Source organism: Pseudomonas agronomica (assembly GCF_025917275.1).
Classification (GTDB): Bacteria; Pseudomonadota; Gammaproteobacteria; order Pseudomonadales; family Pseudomonadaceae; genus Aquipseudomonas; species Aquipseudomonas agronomica.
This window is the reverse complement of record NZ_JAOSHO010000746.1, coordinates 1-1,838: the sequence shown is the minus strand read 5'-3', so window position 1 is coordinate 1,838 and position 1,838 is coordinate 1. Positions and strand designations below refer to the sequence as shown.

The window sequence follows — 1,838 nt, the reverse complement described above, 5'->3', positions numbered from 1 at the left end:
CAGCAGGGCGATGTCATAGCCATGGTCGATGATGGTCGAATGCAGGTGGCGGTGTTCGCCATCGGCATTGCCGACATCGACCGCGGCGAGGATGACCCTGTCCTTCCAGGAGCCGGTGGTCTTGACCAGCAGCACCGGGGTCGGGCAATGGCGCAGCAGTTTCCAGTCCGCCGGGGTCAGCAGGGCCTTTTTCAAGGGGCTGTCGGGGAAATGCTGCTTGATGACCAGGCCACAGCCTTCGGCCTGTTGCACGTCGATGATGGTTTCGTGGAGGCTGTCGTTCCAGGCCTGCTCGGTGGTCACGCTGTAGCCATCCGCCGCCAGCGCGGCCTTCAGCACGCTGAGCATGCCGGCATGGTCGTGGTGTTTGTCGCAGACCAGCAAATGCAGGTGGGCTTGGGTGACCCCGGCGATCAGCTTGGCGCGCTTGAGCGCCAGGCTTTCCGAATGTTCGGGTTCGATGACCACCAGGATGCTGCGAATGGCTTGCATGATCGGCGTCTCCAGCAATAAAGAGGCATGGCGTTGCTCAACTATAGTTGCTGTGGAGGGCCCGTCGACTTGATGCATATCAACGGCGGTGGCTGGTGGTCTGGAGGCAGGCCGGTATAATCGGCGACCTTTGCTCGACTACTTTTTCCGTGAGCCCCATGATTCTTCCCGAAATCCACGAATTCCTTGGCTGCCGCACGCCCGATGCCTGGGTCCAGGCTGCGCTGGCCGATCAGGAAACGCTGCTGATCGACCACAAGAACTGCGAGTTCAAGGCCGCCAGCACTGCCCTGAGCCTGATTGCCAAATACCATTCTCACGTTGACCTGATCAACATGATGTCGCGCCTGGCCCGGGAAGAACTGGTGCATCACGAACAGGTCATGCGCCTGATGAAAAAGCGCAAGGTCGGCCTGCGCCAGCTTTCCGCCGGGCGCTACGCCTCGGGCCTGCGCAAAGTGGTGCGCAGCCACGAGCCGGTGAAACTGGTGGATACCCTGGTGGTTGGCGCTTTCATCGAAGCCCGTAGCTGCGAGCGATTCGAGGCCCTGGTGCCGCATCTGGACGAGGAACTGGGCAAGTTCTATTTCGGCTTGCTGAAAAGCGAGGCGCGGCATTTCCAGGGCTACCTGAAGCTGGCCTATCAGTACGGCGACGCCAAGGACATCGCCCAGGTGATCGACAAGGTCCGCGCCGCCGAGCGGGAGCTGATCGAGTCGCCGGACGTGGAGTTCCGGTTTCACAGTGGGGTGCCGGCCTAACGGGTCAAGCCCAGCCGCTCATGCCACTGGGCAATCGACTCTTCGGGGTAGACCTCGAACTGCTGGTCCCCCGGATGCGCCTCGACTTCCACCCACGGCGCCTTGGAGCCCAGCATCAGGTGAGTGTGCTCCGGCGGTACCGGCAATGGCGTGTCGATGGCTGAGGCAAATGGGTGTATCAGCTCCGGCCATTCCGGGCTGAACAGCCACAGCCCCGAGCCGCATAACGAGCAGAAGTGTCGTTCGGCGCTGCTGCGGTGGGCGCGTTTATTGCCTTCATCCTTCAGTCGCGCGTGATAGACCGTGATGTGCTTGCGGCCTTGCACCTTCAGGCTCTTCGCGTCGCCCCCCAGGTTGATCGCAAAACCGCCGCCGCCCTGGGTCTTGCGGCAGATCGAGCAGTAGCAGCGCTGATAAGGGTAGGGATGGCGGCTGTCCAGGCTGAATGACACGGCGCCGCAGTGGCAGGATCCTTCGAGGTGCATGGGAACCTCCAGTGGATTGGAAATGGTTCAGTACAGCCTAGACGGTCGGCGTTTTTTGCCGGTTGGATTTATGTTGAATGTGCGGACGCCTTCGCGAGCA

General features: G+C 61.5%; 3 protein-coding genes. 1 reads left to right on the top strand and 2 read right to left on the bottom strand.

The features are described from left to right. Positions 1 to 492 (bottom strand): universal stress protein (locus OC610_RS26795; protein ID WP_264432271.1); only part of this gene is annotated, 492 nt, incomplete at its 3' end. A 158-nt stretch (positions 493 to 650) separates the two neighbouring features. On the opposite strand from OC610_RS26795, the gene miaE reads away from it, so the two are divergent. Beyond that, complete coding sequence (gene miaE, locus OC610_RS26790; protein WP_198797475.1) at positions 651 to 1,253, top strand: tRNA-(ms[2]io[6]A)-hydroxylase; 603 nt, start codon at positions 651 to 653, stop codon at positions 1,251 to 1,253. Here miaE and OC610_RS26785 read toward each other — a convergent pair. Continuing rightward, positions 1,250 to 1,738: a GFA family protein gene (locus tag OC610_RS26785; RefSeq protein WP_264432268.1), complete on the bottom strand. Its 489-nt coding sequence runs from the start codon at positions 1,736 to 1,738 to the stop codon at positions 1,250 to 1,252. The two genes, miaE and OC610_RS26785, sit on opposite strands and share 4 nt — an antisense overlap. Positions 1,739 to 1,838: the final 100 nt, after the last annotated feature.

Bases quoted from the DNA above. Each gene is read 5' to 3' on its own strand.
- miaE (WP_198797475.1), top strand. From the start codon at position 651: ATGATTCTTCCCGAAATCCACGAATTCCTTGGCTGCCGCACGCCCGAT.
- OC610_RS26785 (WP_264432268.1), bottom strand. From the start codon at position 1,738: ATGCACCTCGAAGGATCCTGCCACTGCGGCGCCGTGTCATTCAGCCTG.